The sequence below is a fragment of the Acaryochloris sp. 'Moss Beach' genome, assembly GCF_021497025.1.
GTDB classification, from domain to species: domain Bacteria; phylum Cyanobacteriota; class Cyanobacteriia; order Thermosynechococcales; family Thermosynechococcaceae; genus Acaryochloris; species Acaryochloris marina_A.
This window is the reverse complement of the sequence record NZ_CP071717.1, coordinates 2,932,315-2,951,190: the sequence shown is the minus strand read 5'-3', so window position 1 is coordinate 2,951,190 and position 18,876 is coordinate 2,932,315. Positions and strand designations below refer to the sequence as shown.

The following is an 18,876-nucleotide window of genomic DNA, read 5'->3' as shown; positions in this document are numbered from 1 at the left end:
TGAAGTGCAAGCAGGGTAAGTCGGCAAGGGTTCGTTGATATCGACTGTGCACTCGATGAGCCACGCTACCGCACAAGGGGGCATGGAGCCACCGTTTGGGTGGACATAACACTCAATTCCAAATGCTGGTGTTCTACATCCATTTCATAGTCGTTCAATTGGAGCCCGTTGGGGCTAGGTAATAAAGCTTGGAGTAATTCCATGGCCAGAATATTGCAAAGACTCTAGCTTCAATGGTTTCACAGATTTTTCATCGCATCACCAAAAGCTGGGAAGAGCCCTAATAAGACGGTTAGCAGCCCAACAAGAATTCTGTTAATTCTAGTGTTGAACATTATTTCTTCATAACCTATATTGATTTTCTAATATGTGTATTCAGACTAGATATATAGCTAGATCCTAGAGAAAACCGAGATTTCTAAACACAGCTCATCTCCGTTTGACGGATAGAACTAGAGTTCAAAGGATATTGATCCAATGACGGTAAAAGGTGCACCAAATCTCACTCGCAAATCACTTTCAACATTCTCAAAGTAATTCACATCAAATAAATTTTTGAAATTCAGGGCTGCACGAAATTTACCCCGGTTATAGAAGATTGACGCATCCGTTCTGGTATAGCTAGGAACTTCAAAGCGGGCGCTTTCGGCAGTCGTGGGAGACCTGAATTTACCTCGTTGGGACATGGGGGAATAAGGTATCAAAGCGTTGATTCACCCAATCCAATCTCAGGTGAAGGAGATGATTGAATCCATCCTCACTCCATCGCATCCTCACTCCCTTAAAGCGCTGTTGAATCAGCCACTTGCAAGCACTCTCAATCATGCCACTGCCAAGTGGACATTGGTCCTTCTCAAAATCCTGATAGCGGATATGTCGATGATGGGTTTGGAAATAAGTGTGCACCTGGATAAGTGTCTCTAAATCTTTGCCCTGCGGAATATCTGTAGTGACCAGGGCAGTCAAGGATTTAAGTACAGCGTGATGTTGCCCATGTCTGAGTAGAGACCGCCAGTTCTTGAACCAATTTTTTAGCCTCAGGGGACCGACAATCGAATAAGGCTGCAGTCGCTCGCCACAGATGTCCAGCGGCATGATAGAAATCGAGAATACCCATCGCACAATGGGCAAAGCACTGACGGTAGACCCGCCAGAATCCCCCGTCCGCCATCACTCAACCAAATGACTTGGGGAGCAGTGTCAATGGATTGTCGTTGAGCCTCCATCTGCATGAGAGGAATAAAGGTATCAATATCCCCCAAAACAGCTACTAATCGACGATGACATAATCGAGTCACTTGTTTTCCAGACCGGGTTAGATGCTGTCCTAAGCGAGCAAATAGACCGACCTTCACTTCCCGCCATCGAGTTTTACCTTTAGCGGTTTTAGGCTTCGGTCGAAAAGGCACCATCACCCCATCAGCAGCAATAGCAAGACGGAGCATGGCGGTCATCTCCTCCAAGGTGTCTGGTGACAGACATACTCCTCGGAGGAACTGCTCTAGTTGTTGCCTTAATCGGGATTGAGACTGTTGTCCATAATGCGCAACCCAAGACCACAAGGTACTCGCACTCACCGCTATTCCGGTACATTGATGCAGCATCCAACTCGATAGTTCATAGGGCATGACAATACTCATCAAGCATCCCAAACGTATCAGTTCTTCACTACTCGATTGATAAGGAGCAATACCCAACGCTTGATCTAAGGGCACACTGAGACTCACCTTACAGGTTTGATTGGGGCAACGCCCGACTCTTCGCTTTCAGGCGATCTGACCCACCAGCGTCTTCATCTGGCGAGACCGAAATCCTTTGGAGCGAATATGTCGTCCACAGACTGAACAATCTGGCCAAATCGTGGGAAATTGCGCACGAGTATTGAGTGCTTTCTCTAAGGTCAGGCGGGCAAACAGGAGTCCTAATTGCAGAGCAATGAGAACCATCGCAGACAGATTACTGGCTTGGTGCAATTGCTGGCAGTAGGATGACCAGTCTGCATGTTCTGGATATAGAGCCTCTAATTGGGGTAAAGTCATGGTGCTTTTTTGAATGGGGTCGGGATCATTATCTCGTCCCTTTTTCTTGAAGAGTACCCCTCCTACATCCTTCAAAAGCGCCCCTTCAAAGCTGTTGTCAAAATCACCCTGCCGCTTGCCCACAAAGAAAATGCCTAAGCCAAAACCTAAACCTTTCAAGTCTCCTTTTTGGAGTTCATATGTCGTTGACAGACTCAAGGCATGTTTAGGATTATTGGGGATACGATTTCCTACTGGAATATCATTGTCTTGGGTAATTTTGGCATCATTGTAGGTATAGCCACCAATCAGATTCCATCCTGGCAAAATTTCCCCTGAAGCAAATAACTCAATCCCCTTACTGCTCTGCTCTCCAGTAATGATAGAGAATGCAGGATTATCTAGATCTGAGGTGGGTACATTGGCAATTGAAATATCAAAATAGGCGACATTGACTGAGAATTTATCAGTGAGTGCCACTTTAGTACCCACCTCAAATTGAGTGCCTCTTTGAGGTGGAAAGATCTCTCCATCAATGTTCCTATCGAAAAAGTTGGGAATAAATGATCGACTATAGCTGGCATATAGAGACAGATCAGAGATGGGCTTATAGACTATCCCTAAACGCGGACTAAATTCACTTTCTGTTTGAGAATCAGATGTCCCGAATGTTATATCTTCAAACTGGGTGCCAGCGATATCAAACCTGCCGCCTAGCAGGAGAATCAAATTATCTAATACTTCAATCTTATCTTGCAGATAAATGCCTAAATTCTTATTCGTTGTTTTATCTTCCAGAGAATCTTCTTCTTCAAGAATGAGGGTATTGTTATCAGGGGTAAATAAGTCGATGGAATTGGCTATTCCAAATGAGAATGGACCTCCCCCATCTCCTTGAAATAATTCGACCCCCACTAGCATTTCATGTTTAACAGGCCCGGTATTGAAGTTACCAATAAGATACGTATCCAGAAGATAGGCATTACTATCAAACCTGGGCACATCCACATAATCTCGTTCTAAAGTGCGCTGATCATCCAGTAAATTGATGCCAGATACTGTGAATTCTGGCGCTGAACGGCGCGCAAACTGAAAGGAATTGCGAATGCGCCAATTATCACTAAAACGATGTTCAAAGTTATAACCCACTGTAATGGTGTCAATCTCCCGTTTTTCTCGGCCGGGAGCCCCAATATTTAGACTGCGATCGATGTCACCATTGATATTCTCCAGAACAGTACCTCGGGCGGGTAACCCAAAATTATTGTCAGCCGTCAGATTCGTATATTCCAGCTCAAAGGTAATATCGGTATTTTGATCAATTTCCCATGACAGGACTGGAGCGACTAATAATCGCTTTCGCCCCACTGCATCAATAAAGCTCCCTTCCGTTTCTCCTGCCACGTTCAAGCGATATTTAACGGTGCCACTTTTATTAATCGGCCCCGACAAATCAACAGCCCCACGGTAAAGATCAAAATTGCCAATCGCAGCATCAAATCGATACAGTGGCTCGTCAGTGGGTTGTTTCGTGAGGATATTCACGGTACCCCCGAATGACCCTGAACCATAAAGCACCGATGCAGGCCCTTTAAGGACTTCAATTCGCTCAATATTAGCAGTTTGTATTGCAGAACTACCCACTGTGGAATCTCTCAATCCATTGCGTCGAAAATCTGCTGAAAATCCCCGAATATTAACATTGTTGAATAGAGAAGTAGACAAGGAAGAATTAATTCCAGGAATGACCCTTAACGCATCAGTCAGGTCATTGACCTGACGCTTTTTAATCACTTCTTGGGGAATCACTTGAATGGCTTGGGGAACATCTTGGGCAGCGGTCTCAGTGCGGGTGGCCGTGACCGTAATTTCCAGCGCTTCTTCCAGGTCTTCAGAACTGGTCTTTTCTGGAGTAACCCTAACAACCACACTCCCTTTTTCAGTTTGAATATCAGCCATAGGTGGGGCCTCGGTACCTGTGATCACAATCTGCACCTGATCCCCAGGCATATTGGTGACCTGCACCTGTGCAATCCCGCTGGCTGGATCAGCTACTTCAAAAGCTTCACTGTCCGGCAAGGCTAACACTGCGTTAGGAATCTGGGCTGTCAAAACAGTTCCTTCTACCGTTGTTATGGGTGTTGCCAGGGTCTGACCATTTGTCTCTAGGATCACTTGTAAGCCTGACGCAGTCTCTTCCCACTGCACACCAGTAATTTGCACCTGTACTGCCTCTATTTGCGCCATCCAGTCTTTGACGGTGGTTGCAGGGAGTGGTTCGGGGGCCAGCTGTTTCTCTACCTCTTCAGTCTGAGGAGCAATGTCAATCCATGGGGCGGTTATTTCGGTTGGGTTAGCCCAGGCATTGGGTGCGATCGCCCATCCACCCAAAACCAATAATCCTAGCTTCCAAGTTCTGATAACATTCATTGACCACACCACTTTGCTCGAACAGATGCATAACTCACCAGGTACTGAGACCCTCTAGATAAGAGTTGTTAGCAACTAAGTCCTTATTAAGTTACAAAGTGGAGGCGATCCTTTTCTCTTCCAGTCGGACTTTTTTTCTCTTCCAGCCGGACTATTTGCTGCAGACCGCACCTCAAGGCCGCTTCCCTAACTGATATCCCTTGGGAGAGACTCCAAATTGCCGTCGAAATGAACCGCTAAATGCGGTGAACGGCGGCAGCCACTGCGGCAACGGACTGCTGTTGCTGCAACAATTGACAGGCTGTCTCCATCCGATGCTGACTCAAATAGCCAAAGACAGTGGTTCCAAACACCTGCCGAAACCCTTCTTTGAGTTTGCGATCGTTCAGTCCCACTAACCGCGCCAGTTCAAATAATGAGGGTGGATCAACGTAGCGCTGGCGCATGATGTCGCTGGCGTAATAAATGCGATCTAAATCTTCAACCGGTAACCCTGGTACAGAACATGACCGAGATTGACTGATCTGGTCTAAACCCAGAGCAATCAGTTCAGTGATTCGACTTTCCCAGTAAAGCCACCGAGTTAATCCCTCGTAGGGACAATGTAAGAGCTGGTGAATCGCGGATTGCATCGGTGCAGTGATGGTATAAACCTGCCAAAACTGTTCAGAGATAGGCTGTGAACTTTGGAGAATTTGCTGTAAAGATTGTGGAAAAGTTTGTATCTGCTCACCCACCAGTGTTTGAAATAGAGTCTTCTCAATATGAAAATCAAATTTGAAGACTCGATCCCCCGCCTGCCACAACGCGAGTTCTTCTGCAGTATCCTCTTCCCAACCGGCATCAAAAAAACTATGGTGGGCCTGGACCCCTTCGCTACGGTTGTGTCCTGAGAGCATAAAGCTCATTTCTAGCCATGCCAGTTCATCTGGGACATCTGCCCCAATCTCAACAGTCAAATCTTCTTGCAGCGTGTAATCATCAATCAAAATATCAAGACCGGGACGGAGGTTAACGCCCCAGCGAGAGCCAAAACTACGCCCAGTTGGATCTTCTAAGGGAATGATCCATGGCTGTCGTATCTCTTCAAAAAGGTCCTGATTGTCTTGCTGACTGATAAAGTCTGGAACGGAGAGCAATAGTGACATGGAAAAGGAACAAACCTTTTACGGCTAGGATCTAAAAACTTATTGAGAAATACTATCATTAAGGAGAGAAAAATTACTAGCCGAGTGATTGCCGCCTTTGTTGGTTGACATGGGAAATCACCCTTGCAAAGCCGTGTGTTTCTAAAACTTCGAAGAGTTGGTTCTCAATATTTCTAATTATTGAAATCATGGGAGCCCTGTCTGGCCTCACAGTTCTAGCTGTTCAAGCAATATTGCCTAAGTGCCGTGTTCTACAGTCAAGCAGCGAACAAGTCCAGGTCTATACATGGCGTTGCATATAGCAGCTTTTTCACACATGCTAATGAACGATCTAGATGATCTAAGGCATGACTCTCTAAAGAATGCCTGCTAATGATAAGCACAAGTTTGGCAAGACGGTTTCTCCACTTAAAAATTCTGGAGTTTGTAGAACTTCAACCTCTTGCTCTGGCCGATAAATTTCAACCTGCTGGTCTTGGGGGTTAATCAACTAGCCTAATTGCAACCCCTGAGCAAGATATTCTTGCATCTTGATTTGCAAACTACTGAGAGAGTCATTAGCAGAACGCAGTTCAATCACGAAATCAGGACAGAGGGGCAAGAACTGATTGGGATCAGGATTGAGTGCTGTTAACCGAGCTTGGCGCACCCAAGCCACATCCGGCGAGCGAATCGCACCGTTAGGCAACCGAAACCCGGTTGAGGAGTCAAACACCATTCCGGTTCCGTCTTCATCTGCCCAGTTGCCCAGCCGTTGCCCGAGCCTTAAATTCCGGTTTCCAGTCCCCCACCCCGTGGGTGGCATAATGATTAACTTTCCTGTTGCGGTTCGTTCTAGGCGCAGATCTCGATTGCCTTGGCAAAGGTGGTAAAACTGTTCATCACTGAGTTCTAAATCAGCCGGTTGCAAGTCTAATTCAATGGCCAGCATGATACCGCCCGTAGTGGATGTCTCTAGTTTATCGTCTGGCTCGAATCGCAAGAGGTCTCCACGTCTGCACCAAAGACTCTAAACTTCCGTGCCTACTCAGGCGATAAACCGAATAAACTTCTTTTTGCCCACCTGTAAAACAGTCCCGATCAGATCGTCTGGCTGGTCGTAGGTTTGATCAACCACGGTGATTTTAGTGCCATCTAATTTCACAGCTCCACCCTTAATTTGGCGACGGGCATCACTACTGCTGGAACACAAGCCGCTGGCACTCAGCAAATAGAACAGCTTGGCAGGAAAGGTAACCTCTGCCAATGAATATTCAGGAATAACATCGGTTTGGCTCATATCTCCCTGGGTCACCATCGCCGCTAGGGATTGTTGTGTTTCATTTGCGATCGCAACACTGTGATACTGGCTCACCAAGGTATGGGCCAACAGCTTCTGCTGCTCCCGAGGATTCTCGGGTAGCTCTTTGAGGGGCAAGTCTGTTAGGTGCTCGAAATACTCGGACAGCAAAGCATCAGGGGTCTTCTCCAACTTGGAGTACATACTGACCGCATCTTCGGCCAAACCTACATAGTTATTCAAAGACTTAGACATTTTTTGCCCCCCATCCGTCCCCAACAAAATGGGAGTGAGTAAACCAAACTGCGGGCGCAAACCAAAATGCCGCTGTAAATCACGACCAATGGCAATATTGAACTTCTGATCCGTTCCCCCGAGTTCCACATCCGCTTCAACAGCCACCGAGTCATAGCCCTGGAGTAGAGGATATAAAAATTCATGCAAATAAACCGGGGTACCCTGCTGATAGCGTTCGGCGAATCCTTCCTTCGCCAGCATTTGCCCCACGGTCATGGTGGTTAGTAGTTCTAAGGTCTTCGCCAAATCAATTTTGGACAACCACTCAGAGTTATAGCGAACCTCTAACCGATCGGGAGTATCAAAATCTAAAATCGGTTTAATTTGATCTAGATACGTCTGAATATTGTGCTGCACCTCTGCTTCTGTGAGCTGACGGCGGACCTCTGACTTACCCGTCGGATCACCCACACGAGCGGTAAAATCCCCAATAATCAAAACGGCTTTATGGCCTAAATCCTGAAACGCTCGCAGTTTACGAATAGGAAGGCTATGGCCTAAATGGAGATCAGTGCCTGTGGGGTCAATCCCCAACTTGATGCGCAACGGTTGATCCGCTGTTTTCAAGCGATAGACTAAATTATCATCCGCCTGCTGTGAGCCATCATTATTAGGGAAAATATCGCTAACGCCCCGCTGGAGCAACGAAGACACTGCATCTGCCATAGGTTAGGGAAAAGTAAGGATGAACAAAAGGCAATAGCCGCACATCGATCCAGCGACTCAAAAGCAACTTCTAGTATGCCATTGCAGCGTAACTCATCTTCAGAAATGCCTAGGAACCATCTTTCCTTCGCAAAATGCAAAATAACATTAATTTTTTTGCATCGAAGGAAATGGTAGTCGGTCCTTAAATAGGGATGGTAAGCTATGCTCTAACTCAAGTTTAAGCGTTTATTCCCTTAACGTCGTCTGATTGCTTTTGCACTAGCTATTCCCATGGACTGTCTAGTCTTCAGGGTCAAAATTGCTAGTATGATCCCTGAGTGGTCATTGTTTCAAACTTTCCAAAAGAGGATGTGAATCTGCTGTGTCTTTATCGCAAACTGCCAGCCCCAACAACCCCAACCGCTTTTCCAAAGGCACCAGTTTTATTGGGGGAATTGGCAAAGCAGCGGGTTCCACTATTCTGATCACGACTATGCTGGCCAGTGCTGCCGTGGCTGGTAGCTTAATGGGGGTCGCGATTAGCTTTCGCAATTTACCGGATGTACGGTCCTTAAAGGGGTATATTCCCAACGAAACCACCCATATTTACGATATTAACGGCAAAATTCTAGCGAGCCTTCACGATGAAGAAAACCGTGAAGTCGTTCCCTTAGACAATATTTCTCCCCATCTGAAGTTAGCCGTGTTAGCCATTGAAGACAGCAACTTCTATAAACATGATGGGATTAATCCCTACGGTATCCTCCGGGCTACGGTCACTAACATCCAGGCCGGAGAAACCGTCCAGGGTGCCTCCACCTTAACCATGCAGCTCGTCAAAAACTTGTTTTTGACCCCTAGGCGAGAGCTAGGTCGGAAAGTCGCAGAGGCCGTTCTGGCCATGCGGTTGGAGAAGCTGTTCAAAAAAGATGAAATTTTAGAAATGTACCTCAATCAGGTGTATTGGGGACATAACACCTACGGCGTTGAAACCGCAGCCCGCAGCTATTTCAATAAATCGTCATCCGATCTGAACTTAGCAGAATCGTCCATGATGGCGGGCATTATTCAGGCCCCTGAAAGCTTTAGCCCCTTCGATTTTGACTCCGTAACCGATGAAACCTTAGAAATTGCCAAGCAGCGGCAGGCAGTTGTTCTCAATCGGATGAAAAAGCTGACCTGGATTACCGAAGAAGAAGAGCAAGCTGCGTTAGACACCCCTCTGAAGTTTGGTAAGGTAACGTCCTTCCAAGTCAGCCGCTCTCCCTACATCACCAATACAGTGATTAAGGAATTGACCCGTCGGTTTGGCCGAGATGCCCTGAGTAAAGGGGGAATGCGGATTCAAACCACCATCGATATCAAGATGCAGGAAATTGCTGAAGATTCGGTGAAATGGGGACAACAGCGAATCTCCTATGCAGCCGATCAGATGGCTTTGGTGGCGGTTGATCCACGCACCCACTTTATCAAGGCAATTGTCGGGGGGGTCGATAGCAAAAAAAGTGAATTTAATCGAGCGACCCAATCCATTCGCCAACCGGGATCTGCCTTTAAGCCTTTTGTCTTCTATGCCGCCTTTGCATCCGGAAAATTTACCCCCAGCAGCATCATCAATGACAAAAAGGTCACCTTTAATGACGGGACCGCACGAGGCTATACGCCCCTGAACTACGACAAAACCTACGGAGGGTCCATGTCTCTACGACAAGCCCTAGCCACATCCCGGAATATTCCGGCCGTTGTTCTGGGCCAAAAGGTCGGGGTGGAGAAAGTCATTGATATTTGTCGGGTATTGGGCATTAAAAGCCCCATCCCCCCGGTGATTTCACTCCCCTTAGGATCTGTAGACTTAACCCCTCTAGAAATGGCTTCAGCCTATGCGACGTTTGCCAATAACGGCTGGCAATCCGAAACCACCGCCATTGCCCAAGTCACCGATAGCAGTGGGCGGTTGCTGTTGGATAATACCCCCCAGCCCAAATTAGTCCTAGATCCATGGGCATCTGCCTCTTTAACCCAGTCCCTCCAGGCCGTTATTAATGGCGGCACAGGAACCTCTGCCCAAATTGGCCGACCAGCGGCAGGTAAAACGGGAACCACATCTTCTGAACGAGATGTTTGGTTTGTGGGATATGTACCCCAATTAGCCACAGCAGTATGGGCCGGAAATGATAACTATTCTCCCATGGGAAGAGGGGCCTCGGGAGGCAGCTATGCGGCACCGGTCTGGCGAGATTTCATGAGTAAAGCTCTTGCGGATAAACGAGTGGAATACTTTAAGTCACCCAGCAAGTTTCCCAAGCCTGGCGGTTAATTCAAACCAGATGTCATGGGGGACAGAAGGCTGGATGGTCTGCTCTATAGTTCTATCGATTGAACGAGAAACCTGCGATGACATCCTATCAGCCCAATTTATTAGTTCCACCTGAGGTATTGTCCGTTAAAGGGTTAACGGATTATATTCAAGCACTACTCGAAGAAGATCAAACCTTAGTCCAGGTTTGGGTGGAAGGAGAGGTATCCAGCGCCGTCCGACATCGCAGTGGCTTCTTTTTTACCCTCCAGGATCAGCAGGAATCCGTCTCCATTCACTGTGTGATTTGGAATAGCTACTGTGAGCAACTCGTCATTGAACCGGAGGTGGGTGAGCAGATTCTGGCCTTAGGCCGTATTCGCTTGTACCCCCAACGGGGCCAGTATCAGCTGATGGCCTGGCAATTATTTCCCGCTGGAGAAGGGTTACGTTCCCTGCGGTACCAGCAACTCCGGGAACGCTTAACCCTTGAAGGCCTATTTGATCCGCTTCAAAAGCAAGCCCTCCCTGCTTATCCCCAAACGGTCGGGGTGGTAACCTCCCATCAAGCTGCGGCTTGGGGTGATATCAAACGCACTCTGAAGGCCCAGCATCCCGGGTTGAAGGTGCTGTTCTCACCAACTAAAGTCCAGGGCAAACAAGCACCAGAAGCGATCGTGCTGGCCATTGAACGGGTAATTAAGGACGGTAGAGCCGATGTCTTGATTGTGGCCAGAGGTGGAGGCGCAACAGAAGACTTAGTCTGTTTTAATGATGAGCGGGTGGTGCGGGCGATTGCAGAATGCCCCATTCCCGTTATTTCTGGCATTGGCCATCAGCGAGATGAGACCCTGGCCGACCTGGTGGCAGATGTTTGCGCCCATACTCCGACAGCAGCAGCTGAGTGTATTCCGCGCTTAACGGACTGGCAAAAGGACTATCGCAATTCTATTGCTCGCCTATATATCACTCTCACTCGCCAGCTCGATGTGGCCCATGAGCACTTGCTGTATCAAAAAACGCGCTTACGGCGTCTGCAGATGGATCGTCAGCTGGAACGGGAACAGGTATTGCGATCGCGATTACAAAACCATCTCCTCCACACCATCAAACAGCGGTTGGGACAGGCTCAGCAACATCAACAGCTGTTACAGCAACAGCTCACTTCTCTAGACCCAACCCAAGTTCTTAAACGGGGATATGCCCTCGTCCAAACCACGAACCATCAAATTGTCCGGAGTACAGAACATTTACAGGTCGATCAAGAACTCAAGGTAGAGTTAGCAGAAGGCCACTTTACTGCTCGTGTCACGGCGTTGCAGTCCTCACCCCAGGAATCGGATGATGCAAGGTAACAGCGATACATCGACTACTCCAAGCGGGGCTGAACTCCCCGCTGACTGGCGGTATGAAGAGACCATCCGCGAAGTCGAAACGATTATCACTGAAATTGAGACGGGGCAGTTGGATTTGGCCGATGTCTTTGAGCGCTTTGCAGCTGCCATTACTTATCTACGCCAATGTGAGGCCTTCTTAGCCGATCGACAAGGCCAAATGGAACTCCTAATCGAAGAACTGGGAGATGAAACAGAGTTTTAAGGCTTAACACTCCTGCCAATAGGTACAGTAGGCCACTCTCCAGAAGAGCTTGGATGAGATTTTGATGAGAAGTTATGGCAATGGACAAGGAGTAGGGCACAATTGGAGGTCATAGATGATCTTGCAACGCCATGAATGACCCCATATCTCCCGATTCTGGAAAATTAAGTTTCAAGACCAAGTTGGCCTATGGTGCAGGAGATATGGGGCCAGGAATTACGGCTACACTCCTGGTTTTTTCGCTACTCATCTTTCTCACCAATGTGGCTGGTCTCAATCCAGGCTTAGCAGGCACCGTCCTCTTAATTGGCAAAATCAGTGATGCCATTAACGATCCCATCATTGGGGTCTTAAGCGATCGGACAAAATCTCGGTGGGGACGCCGTCATTCTTGGATGCTATTTGGATCCATTCCCTTCGGTTTATTTTTTGTCTTGCAGTGGGTTGTGCCTCACTTTTCCGCCAATGCGGAGATCAATCAATGGGGTTTATTTATTTACTACACGCTGATTGCTGTGTTTTTTAACATCGCATTCACTGCGGTGAATTTACCCTATACAGCCCTCACACCTGAATTAACCCAGGATTATAACGAACGGACCAGTCTAAACAGCTTTCGATTTGCCTTCTCCATCGGTGGGAGTATCCTAGCTTTGGTACTAGGTATACTCATCTCTCAATGGGTCGAAGATCCCAGCCAGCAATATTTTGTCATTGGTCTAGGATGTGCAATTTTATCGGTCTTACCCATCTATTGGTGCGTGTGGGGAACGGAAGAACGCTATACCGCTGAAATACCTGAAGCCATGCCCGTTCTGGAACAGGTAAAAATAGCGTTATCTAACCGCCCATTTTTATTCGTCATTGGCATTTATATGTGTTCCTGGCTAGCCTTTCAACTTACGGCTGCCATTATTCCTTATTACGTCACGAGTTGGATGAAGCAGGATGCCTATTTTCAGGTCGCCCTGCTCGTTCAAGTCGTCGCCATCGTCATGTTGTTTGTATGGAGCAATGTCAGTGAGAGAATCGGCAAGCGAATGGTTTATTTCATGGGCATGTCCCTGTGGATTATTGCCCAAAGCGGGTTATTCTTTCTCCAACCCGGCCAGATTGTCGGTCTATATTTACTGAGTATGATGGCCGGTGTAGGGGTAGCCACCGCCTATCTGATTCCTTGGTCCATGCTGCCTGATGTGATTGAGCTAGATGAGCTGAAAACAGGCGAGCGCCGGGAAGGCATCTTTTATGCGTTTATGGTGCTACTCCAAAAAATGGGTCTGGCATTGGGCCTATTTGTCGTCGGAATCGCCTTGGAAAATACCGGATTTATTTCCTCAACGCCGGGGCAAGCACTGCCGGTACAGCCCGATTCAGCCCTACTAGCGATTCGGATTGCCATTGGCCCCCTCCCCACTTTAATTTTATTGATTGGCTTGCTGCTGGCCTATTTCTATCCCATTTCACGGGAAGTGCATGCCGAGATCTTGTTGAAATTACGAGAAAAACGCTTGGGATTAGAGACTTCTGCCGATCATGCTCCACCTCAAATGGATGTCATGGATGAGCAGTAGCTCTTGAAGCAAAATCTGATCAAAACAACCGTATATATACGGAGATTACGCAAGGCCTCTAATCGCGGACCATTGACACAGTTTTGAACTCTATTTTTTCCCCGTAGACTTCGGTATTTTTACGATGCCAAGCCTGAGTCAGAACTGCGACATTAGACCCATGGCTATCTTAAGTGATTAAACCTCACTTGCACTCAGAGATAGTCTCACTTGCACTCAGGGATAGTTGTTCTTCACTGGGGATAACTATCCTTCCCTAATTTTGCTTCAAATCAATAAGCCCTAATGATCACCTGCACCCTTGAGGAGGCTTCCGTGCTTGATACCCAGACACCATCCTGCTCAACCATTCGGAATCGCTACGTTGAACTCGCCCATGCAGCACATCAAGATCTTGGGTGTCTTTGCCTAGGGTCTACCTATGACGAGTATTATTCCATTGTGTCTTTGTATCCAGATATGGGAGAAACTCTCGACAGGGGTGTCTTAGCAGAAGCTTTAATTCAAGGCGAGTCTCCTGAACGAGCCTGTGCCCTCATTGCCCAAAGTCCCTATGTGCAGTCTCAACTCTATACGCACAATCAGGCCTTTCATGTAGTGTCTGCTTACGGCATGCCTTTAATTAATACCTACTCACAGGTCTATCGCGCTCAACACCAGCAGGCCGCTTAAATCAAGGACTACAAATTAGCGGCAATGGATCTGGGGTGTCGCGTTACCATTACAGTAGTAACCTGCATGAGACACGTAGATGTTTTTGGACGAATTAACGCCCCTATTTCAAGAATTTGTGAGTAAACCCGTCGCCTTTATGGGAGGGTTTGCTTCAGGTCTCTTCCGTCTAGACCTCAATGACGATCCCGTCAAAAGTTGGTTAGATAAAAAGGGCGGACCCCACGATTATTCTTCATCTACCGACCACTCTTCCAATCAAAATGGTGGCGGACCTCAGTCCATCACGATTGAGTAAGGGACCCTGAATGTCCCGGTCAGACCTGCGGATTATTTCTTTAATTCCGAGTGCGACGGAAATCGTGGCAGCTTTGGGATGCGGTGACTATTTGGTGGGCCGCTCCCATGAATGTGACTATCCAGAGCGGGTGCAAGATCTACCGGTTTGCACCGCAGCCAATCTGAATTCCAATCGGCCCAGTCGCGTTATCCATGATCAGGTGACGGAGCTGCTGCAGTCGGCACTAGGTATCTATCGTCTGGATTTAGATCAGCTCAAAGATCTACAACCCACGCATATTGTCACCCAAGCCCAATGTGAAGTCTGTGCGGTGAGCCTAGCCGATGTTGAGCAGGCTCTCACTCAGATCACGGATCAAACGACTCAAGTGATTTCACTGCAACCCAGCCTGTTGGCCCATGTTTGGCAAGATATGGAACGCGTTGCGATCGCACTCGGATACGACAGCCAATCCATCGTTCAGCAGCTCCAAACCCGCATCAAAAACTGTCAGCAGCAGCTTCAAGACCTTGAGCATCGACCCATCGTAGCCTGCATTGAATGGACCGATCCACTGATGATTGCGGGCAATTGGGTGCCAGAGCTGGTGGATCTAGCGGGAGGAGTCCCGTGTTTAGGAACCGTTGGTCAACATTCCAGTTGGTTAACCTGGGAGCAACTGCTCGTAGCCAATCCAGACATCATTGTTTGTATGCCCTGTGGTTTTAATCTGGAGCAAACGGCCCAGGCCACCCAAGAACTGGCCCAAAAGCCCCAATGGCAACAGTTGAAAGCCGTGCAGAACCAGCAAGTGTATCTCACGGATGGCAACCAATATTTCAATCGCCCTGGCCCCCGTTTAGTGGATTCCATGGAACTTTTAGCCGAGATATTTCATCCCCATATCTTTCCTCCCCGCTATGCTGGGCATGGATGGCTAAAGTTTTACTAACAACATGATTGGGCAAACGTTGGATGGGCGTTATCGCATCGTACAGTCTCTCGGGGAAGGAGGCTTTGGACAAACCTATATTGCTGAGGATACAAGACGCCCCGGCAATCCGTCTTGTGTCGTTAAGTTGCTACAGCCCGCTAGCAGCGATCCAGAGTTTTTGGAAGTGGCTCGTCGCCTATTCCGCAGTGAAGCGGAAACCTTAGAACAGTTAGGCCACCACCATCAAATTCCCCGGCTACTCGCCTTCTTTGAGCAAGATCAAGACTTTTTCCTCGTCCAAGAACTGATTGATGGGGCTCCCCTCACGGATGAACTGGCGGCGGGAGAACAATGGCCAGAGTCGCAGGTGCAATCGCTGCTGTCCGAAGTGCTCGAAGTCTTGGAATTTATCCATAGCCAAGGGGTGATTCATCGCGATATTAAACCTGAGAATATTATCCGTCGCCGAGCCGATCAGAAGCTGGTCTTGGTTGACTTTGGATCGGTTAAACAGGTGCGCAACCAAGGCCTAGTCACCAATCCACAAACCAATATCACCGTGGTCGTGGGTACTCCCGGATATATGGCTAGCGAACAAAGCCAAGGGAAGCCGCGTCCCAGTAGCGACCTGTATTCTCTCGGGATTATCGGTATTCAGGCCCTGACGGGCAGACCTCCCTCCCAATTTCAAGAAGATGTAGACGGCGAGCTGATTTGGCGAGATCAGGCGGTGGTGAGTGATGCATTAGCCCAGGTCCTCACCCAAATGGTGCGCCCCTATTTTAAGTTGCGCTACCAAACTGCAACGGATGCTTTACAAGCCCTTCCTCAGACCCCCCGGTCAAACCTCTGTCCAGCCCTCTCCCCAACCCTTTACACCTCCCGTAGAGCCAGCTATATCGGCCATAGAACCCACCCAAGTCGTTGCCTCACCTGCTCCAGCTCCAGCCCGACCACAGCAGCGCCCCCTCCCCCCTATCTCCAAATCTTCAGGCTGTGCCCCTTGGGTGTTTGGCTTTGGCGCGATGGCCCTGGTCATGGGTTTAGGCATAGTCGGCCTCACCTACTGGGGAGTGACGGACGAACTCTTCCCATTTCTCCAGCCGGTCGCTAATGTAGACAATGGCACAACGCTCCTAGAGCAGGCTCAGCAAGAAGCTCGGCAGTCTGGAGATCTGGATGCAGCGATTGCGATCGCAAACCAGATTCCCAGCAACAGCGACAGTGCTGAAGCCGCCCAAATCCAAGTCCAGACCTGGCAAACGACCTGGCAACAACAACAAGACCTATTCAATCGTGCCAAAACAGCCTTTGATGGTAAACGCTGGTATGTTGCCCGAGACTTAGCGTTTAAATTGCCCCAAAATCCTTACTGGGATAGGCGAGCCGATCCCATCTACTTCGCAGCCAAACGCAAAATTGCAGACTTGGAGCGCCCTGCACCCACTCCCACCCCCCACCCCCCACGGAACCACCTGAACCCACATTAGAGCCGGCCCCCCAGTCCCAGCCCAGACCCCACACAGCCAGAAGAACCAACTCTCAGCCCTAGTCCAGAGCCATCGCCGATACAATCTCCCGTTGTGATTCCGGTGCCGCCGCCTACCCCTACCGCCCCGACTCCTAGCGACGATAGTCCATAGAAATAGCATTTTTTGGGTCGTCCTAGTCCTGTACTCCATCCAACGCTATGAGTCTGGTACTAATACAATCCGATAACGTGGCTTCCCGTGACGGAGCCGGTCTATGGCTTCATTGACTTGGCTAAAGGGAAACGTTTCAATAACGGGTTCAATGCTGTGGCGTTGAGAAAAATTGAGCATTTTCTTCACGGTTGCCGGACTGCCTAACGGCGATCCTGACACCGACCGCTGTGCATCAATAATCGAAAATAAGGAGGTACTCAAAGGGGAGGGTGGAATGCCAACAAAGTGGATCTTGCCTTGAGGACGCAGGGCCTCGATATAAATGCTCCAGTCTAAATCGGCACTGACGGTAGAAAGAATCACATCAAAGGAATTGGCGACCGCTTTCAGTGCGTCAGGCTCACGTGAGTTAACAACATAATGCGCCCCCATCGCTTTTGCTTCAGCCGTTTTTTCAGGACTCGATGAAAAAGCGGTGACTTCACAGCCCCAAGCACGCAAGAACTTTAGTGCCATATGCCCCAATCCACCAATGCCAATGACCCCAACTTTGTCTGTTGGCTGTATTCCCAACTGAATAAGGGGATTAAAAACAGTAATGCCGCCACAGAATAGGGGACCTGCTTTGACCGCATCAATCCCTTCAGGGAGAGGAACAGTCCATACTTCATGGGCGCGCACCTTATCCGCAAAACCGCCATGTCGATTAACGATGGTTTCTTCTCGACTGGGGCAAAGATTGTGATTCCCAGAGAGACACCATTCACACGTCATACAAGAACTGGAAAACCATCCCAAGCCCACTTGCTGGCCAACTTGAAGAGATTTCACCGCAGAACCAATCTTAGCCACTCGTCCAATCACTTCATGTCCAGGAACAAAGGGATATTGGGTAATTCCCCATTCGTTGTCCAACATACTCAGATCGCTGTGGCAAAGGCCACAATACTCAACATCGATCTCAACATCTGTATCCTTTAGTGGATCTGGCTTGTACTCAAATGGCGTGAGATTACCGCCGACTTCGGCAGCCGCATAAGCTCTAATCATGGATGCTGTCGTCATGGGTTCTCCTATTAGAAATAGTCTTAGTTTTGGGCGTGAAAATCGTAGGCCTTACCGCTGATTTCTCGCTGGCTGCTGTGCTTGTAGAGGACAAAGAAGTCTATGAAGTGGACGCTACCCCAGTTAGTTTTTTTAGGTCGGCTTTTGAGAAAGCACATACTAAGCCGACCTGCAGATGTAGATAAATTCGCTAAAAAATGCAAACTGTCATCTACTTCTAGTTCTCAAACTAGAACCGGTTTAGAAATCTTGTACTGTTGGCCGTAAGACAAGCTCATTGATATCTACATCTGCAGGTTGTTCAATGGCATAGGCAATAGCACGTGCAACAGAGTCAGCAGGAATTGCAATTTGATAAAAATCTTTTACAAAGTCCGAGCTTTCCTGATGTGAACTACCGTGTTTTAGATCAGAATCTACAGCGCCTGGCTCAATAGTGGTTGTTCTGATCTTGCCGCCCACCTCATGCCTTAATCCTTCAGAAATTGCTCTCACAGCAAATTTGGTGCCACTGTAGACCGTACCACCGGGACTAAATACCTTCACTCCGGCAACAGAAGAAATATTGATAAAGTGTCCACTGCCCTGTCTTTCAAAGATGGGTAAGGCCGCTGCGATACCGTATAGAACGCCCTTAATGTTGATATCAATCATGCGATCCCATTCGTCAATTTTCGTCTCTGACATGGGAGCGATCGCCATCAATCCAGCATTGTTGATAATGACATCGACTTGACCGAAAGCTGCGATCGCTTTCTCAACGAGTGCGTTTAAATCGCTAGCAACCGTTACATCTGTAGTCAAAAACTCAGCCTTGCCACCCTGGTCACGAATATCTTGGGTGATGCGTTCTAATTTCTCTGTGCGCCGTGCTCCCAATACGACCTTCGCGCCTAACGAGGCTAAATGACGAGCTGTTGATTCTCCTAGGCCACTGCTGGCACCAGTAATAACAACGACTTTCCCATCAATATTTTGAGACATGATCAT

Annotated in this window: 15 protein-coding genes and 3 pseudogenes; 9 read left to right on the top strand and 9 right to left on the bottom strand. The window is 48.3% G+C overall.

Annotated elements, in window-relative coordinates; translation table 11 throughout:
• Window positions 1–65: 65 nt before the first annotated feature.
• The 7 genes and pseudogenes from HRE53_RS13935 to tyrS form a co-directional block, all read right to left on the bottom strand.
• Window positions 66–203: a hypothetical protein gene (locus tag HRE53_RS13935; RefSeq protein WP_235111299.1), complete on the bottom strand. Its 138-nt coding sequence runs from the start codon at window positions 201–203 to the stop codon at window positions 66–68.
• A 249-nt stretch (window positions 204–452) separates the two neighbouring features.
• A complete protein-coding gene (locus tag HRE53_RS13930) occupies window positions 453–686 on the bottom strand; it encodes a TonB-dependent receptor (protein WP_235106881.1) in 234 nt (77 codons plus the stop codon).
• Window positions 670–2,039 (bottom strand): annotated as a pseudogene (locus HRE53_RS13925) (ISKra4 family transposase). Before HRE53_RS13925 ends, HRE53_RS13930 begins: the two are co-directional and overlap by 17 nt.
• A gap of 99 nt (window positions 2,040–2,138) precedes the next feature.
• Window positions 2,139–4,265: pseudogene (locus tag HRE53_RS13920) on the bottom strand (TonB-dependent siderophore receptor); the annotation flags it as partial.
• A gap of 419 nt (window positions 4,266–4,684) precedes the next feature.
• Window positions 4,685–5,596, bottom strand: a complete 912-nt coding sequence (locus HRE53_RS13915; protein ID WP_235106880.1) for a helix-turn-helix domain-containing protein — start codon at window positions 5,594–5,596, stop codon at window positions 4,685–4,687.
• Window positions 5,597–5,951: 355 nt separating this feature from the next.
• A pseudogene (locus HRE53_RS13910) lies at window positions 5,952–6,527 on the bottom strand (Uma2 family endonuclease).
• Between the two features lie 96 nt (window positions 6,528–6,623).
• A complete protein-coding gene (gene tyrS / locus HRE53_RS13905; RefSeq protein ID WP_235106879.1) occupies window positions 6,624–7,838 on the bottom strand; it encodes a tyrosine--tRNA ligase in 1,215 nt (404 codons plus the stop codon).
• A 364-nt stretch (window positions 7,839–8,202) separates the two neighbouring features.
• On the opposite strand from tyrS, the gene HRE53_RS13900 reads away from it, so the two are divergent.
• From HRE53_RS13900 to HRE53_RS13860, 9 genes are all read left to right on the top strand, one after another.
• Window positions 8,203–10,137, top strand: coding sequence for a transglycosylase domain-containing protein (locus HRE53_RS13900; RefSeq protein WP_212666082.1), 1,935 nt, complete (start codon window positions 8,203–8,205; stop codon window positions 10,135–10,137).
• Window positions 10,138–10,214: 77 nt separating this feature from the next.
• Window positions 10,215–11,471: an exodeoxyribonuclease VII large subunit gene (gene xseA, locus HRE53_RS13895; RefSeq protein WP_235106878.1), complete on the top strand. Its 1,257-nt coding sequence runs from the start codon at window positions 10,215–10,217 to the stop codon at window positions 11,469–11,471.
• Window positions 11,461–11,715, top strand: coding sequence for an exodeoxyribonuclease VII small subunit (gene xseB, locus HRE53_RS13890; RefSeq protein WP_212666081.1), 255 nt, complete (start codon window positions 11,461–11,463; stop codon window positions 11,713–11,715). Before xseA ends, xseB begins: the two co-directional genes overlap by 11 nt.
• A gap of 131 nt (window positions 11,716–11,846) precedes the next feature.
• Entirely contained in the window at window positions 11,847–13,289 is a 1,443-nt protein-coding gene (locus HRE53_RS13885) for an MFS transporter (protein WP_212663970.1), read from the top strand.
• Between the two features lie 315 nt (window positions 13,290–13,604).
• Window positions 13,605–13,961 (top strand): hypothetical protein, encoded by a 357-nt coding sequence (locus HRE53_RS13880; RefSeq protein WP_212663969.1) that lies wholly within the window; start codon window positions 13,605–13,607, stop codon window positions 13,959–13,961.
• A gap of 79 nt (window positions 13,962–14,040) precedes the next feature.
• Window positions 14,041–14,259 (top strand): hypothetical protein, encoded by a 219-nt coding sequence (locus HRE53_RS13875; protein ID WP_212663968.1) that lies wholly within the window; start codon window positions 14,041–14,043, stop codon window positions 14,257–14,259.
• A gap of 10 nt (window positions 14,260–14,269) precedes the next feature.
• Window positions 14,270–15,193, top strand: coding sequence for a cobalamin-binding protein (locus tag HRE53_RS13870; protein WP_235106876.1), 924 nt, complete (start codon window positions 14,270–14,272; stop codon window positions 15,191–15,193).
• 4 nt (window positions 15,194–15,197) lie between these two features.
• Window positions 15,198–16,289: a serine/threonine-protein kinase gene (locus HRE53_RS13865; RefSeq protein WP_235106875.1), complete on the top strand. Its 1,092-nt coding sequence runs from the start codon at window positions 15,198–15,200 to the stop codon at window positions 16,287–16,289.
• Window positions 16,249–16,665, top strand: a complete 417-nt coding sequence (locus HRE53_RS13860) for a hypothetical protein (RefSeq protein WP_235106874.1) — start codon at window positions 16,249–16,251, stop codon at window positions 16,663–16,665. The genes HRE53_RS13865 and HRE53_RS13860 overlap by 41 nt, the downstream gene beginning before the upstream one ends.
• 198 nt (window positions 16,666–16,863) lie before the next feature.
• On the opposite strand, the gene HRE53_RS13855 is transcribed toward HRE53_RS13860, so the two are convergent.
• Together HRE53_RS13855 and HRE53_RS13850 are read right to left on the bottom strand one after the other, a co-directional pair.
• Window positions 16,864–17,871: an NAD(P)-dependent alcohol dehydrogenase gene (locus HRE53_RS13855; protein WP_235111108.1), complete on the bottom strand. Its 1,008-nt coding sequence runs from the start codon at window positions 17,869–17,871 to the stop codon at window positions 16,864–16,866.
• 255 nt (window positions 17,872–18,126) lie between these two features.
• The gene (locus HRE53_RS13850) at window positions 18,127–18,870 is read right to left on the bottom strand and encodes an SDR family oxidoreductase (RefSeq protein ID WP_235106873.1); all 744 of its coding nucleotides are present in this window, start codon (window positions 18,868–18,870) and stop codon (window positions 18,127–18,129) included.
• Window positions 18,871–18,876: the final 6 nt, after the last annotated feature.

Coding starts and splice junctions, on each gene's coding strand:
- HRE53_RS13865 (WP_235106875.1), top strand. CDS start 15,198: ATGATTGGGCAAACGTTGGATGGGCGTTATCGCATCGTACAGTCTCTC.
- HRE53_RS13930 (WP_235106881.1), bottom strand. CDS start 686: ATGTCCCAACGAGGTAAATTCAGGTCTCCCACGACTGCCGAAAGCGCC.
- HRE53_RS13855 (WP_235111108.1), bottom strand. CDS start 17,871: ATGATTAGAGCTTATGCGGCTGCCGAAGTCGGCGGTAATCTCACGCCA.
- HRE53_RS13850 (WP_235106873.1), bottom strand. CDS start 18,870: ATGTCTCAAAATATTGATGGGAAAGTCGTTGTTATTACTGGTGCCAGC.
- HRE53_RS13915 (WP_235106880.1), bottom strand. CDS start 5,596: ATGTCACTATTGCTCTCCGTTCCAGACTTTATCAGTCAGCAAGACAAT.
- HRE53_RS13875 (WP_212663968.1), top strand. CDS start 14,041: ATGTTTTTGGACGAATTAACGCCCCTATTTCAAGAATTTGTGAGTAAA.
- HRE53_RS13935 (WP_235111299.1), bottom strand. CDS start 203: ATGGAATTACTCCAAGCTTTATTACCTAGCCCCAACGGGCTCCAATTG.
- HRE53_RS13885 (WP_212663970.1), top strand. CDS start 11,847: ATGAATGACCCCATATCTCCCGATTCTGGAAAATTAAGTTTCAAGACC.
- HRE53_RS13870 (WP_235106876.1), top strand. CDS start 14,270: ATGTCCCGGTCAGACCTGCGGATTATTTCTTTAATTCCGAGTGCGACG.
- tyrS (WP_235106879.1), bottom strand. CDS start 7,838: ATGGCAGATGCAGTGTCTTCGTTGCTCCAGCGGGGCGTTAGCGATATT.
- xseB (WP_212666081.1), top strand. CDS start 11,461: ATGCAAGGTAACAGCGATACATCGACTACTCCAAGCGGGGCTGAACTC.
- xseA (WP_235106878.1), top strand. CDS start 10,215: ATGACATCCTATCAGCCCAATTTATTAGTTCCACCTGAGGTATTGTCC.